The 1,659-nt window shown below is 65.5% G+C and carries 1 protein-coding gene and 1 pseudogene; one reads left to right on the top strand and one right to left on the bottom strand.

The genetic code is table 11. The features are described from left to right. Positions 1-136: 136 nt before the first annotated feature. On the top strand, positions 137-1,114 hold the full coding sequence (locus WAW85_RS08030; RefSeq protein WP_422559099.1) for an IS481 family transposase: 978 nt from the start codon (positions 137-139) through the stop codon (positions 1,112-1,114). A 117-nt stretch (positions 1,115-1,231) separates the two neighbouring features. Here the strand turns inward: WAW85_RS08030 and WAW85_RS08035 are convergent. Further along, a pseudogene (locus WAW85_RS08035) lies at positions 1,232-1,659 on the bottom strand (hypothetical protein); the annotation flags it as partial.

The raw sequence follows: 1,659 nt of genomic DNA on the forward strand, positions 1-1,659 counted from the left end.
GGTGGGATCGATGACCCGGTTTACCATCTAGGTGTAATACCCGGGGACGTTGTGAACGGCGTGGCGCTGCTGAATAGGTGAGGGCCTCCGGTATCGGTGTGGTTACCACACACACGCCGATCACCAAGAGGCCCTCATGACTCACCGTAATGCGTTCCTGTCGCCCCGTGGCCGCACGGCCCTGGCTCAATGCGTCGTCGACGACGGGTGGACCTATCGCCGCGCGGCTGATCGATTCAACTGCTCATCAGCCACGGCCAAGAAATGGGCCGACCGCTACCGCGCCGGCGGCGAGGCCGCCATGGTCGATGTGTCCAGCCGCCCGCATCATTGCCCGCACCAGCTTCCCGTGCGCCGTGAACGCCGGATCATCAAACTGCGGTTCACCAAGCGCTGGGGACCACATCGGATCGCCGATCATCTGCGGCTCAATCGTTCGACGGTAGAGGCAGTGCTGCGGCGCTATCGGATGCCGCTGCTGCGGCATTTGGATCAGAACACCGGGCTACCGGTGCGCCGACCCAAGCCGCACCGCTACGAACACGATGCACCCGGGGACCTGGTGCATGTCGACATCAAGAAGCTTGGGCGCATTCCTGATGGCGGCGGGCACCGCAAGCTCGGCCGCACAGTCGGCAATCGCAACAACAAGAAGAAGGGCCGCGGCTACGCCTACCTGCATCACGCCGTCGATGACCACACCCGGCTGGCCTACTCAGAGCAACTTCTCGACGAGCGCAAGGAGACCGCCGCAGCGTTCTGGACGCGGGCCAACGCGTTCTTCCAAGCACATGGAGTCATCGTCAAACGGGTGCTGACCGACAACGGATCCTGCTACCGGTCAAAGCTTTTCGCCGAAGCCCTCGGGCCGGACGTCGCTCACAAGCGGACCAGGCCCTACCGGCCCCAGACCAACGGCAAAGTCGAGCGCTTCAACCGCACCCTGGCCGCCGAATGGGCCTATGCCCAGACCTACCTCAGCGATGAAGCCCGCGCCGCCACCTACGATGACTGGCAGCACCACTACAACCACCACCGAGCCCACACCGGCATCGGCGGCCAAACGCCCATCGAACGCCTACGCGTTCACAACCTGTCCGGGAATTACATCTAGCCAACCCACGCCACCCCCACCCCGTTCATCCGGAAACTATGCTGCGCATTCCCGGATTTTCCCTGCGTAGCGTCTGACTCAACGTGATTGGGGGCCCCGCCGCGAGCCCGGGCTCGGCTACCGTCCCTCGGCCTGGACCGGGTGCTGGTTGGTGTGCTGATCCAGGGTGGTCGGGATCTCGGAGTAACCGACCGGCACCCTGGTCACCCCCGGGGTGCCGATCACGCCGGCCAGCCAGGGCAACGAGGTGGAGAATGCCCGGGCGGCATACGGCCAGTCGTGGCTGCCGGGTTGTTCGACGATCGCGCAGACAATGCCGTTGGTCTTGCCGAGCCCGCACAGGGTCTGGGCGGCGACCATCTGATCGCTGGCGCCGGGCAGGGTGCCGACGGCGGCATCGACCACCGCGGGACCGTGCGCGGTCCGGCTGCTTCCGTTGACGTCGAACCGCCCGGAGATGCCCTGGTATTTCCCGTGTTTGGTGATGATGGTGGCCGGGTCGAAGGAGGCCCAGGCCGCGGCGTCACCGCCGAACAGCCGGGAGA

The organism is Gordonia sp. (in: high G+C Gram-positive bacteria), assembly GCF_049299075.1.
GTDB lineage: Bacteria > Actinomycetota > Actinomycetes > Mycobacteriales > Mycobacteriaceae > Gordonia.

Excerpts from the sequence above, each read along its gene's own strand:
- WAW85_RS08030 (WP_422559099.1), top strand. The coding sequence starts at position 137 with ATGACTCACCGTAATGCGTTCCTGTCGCCCCGTGGCCGCACGGCCCTG.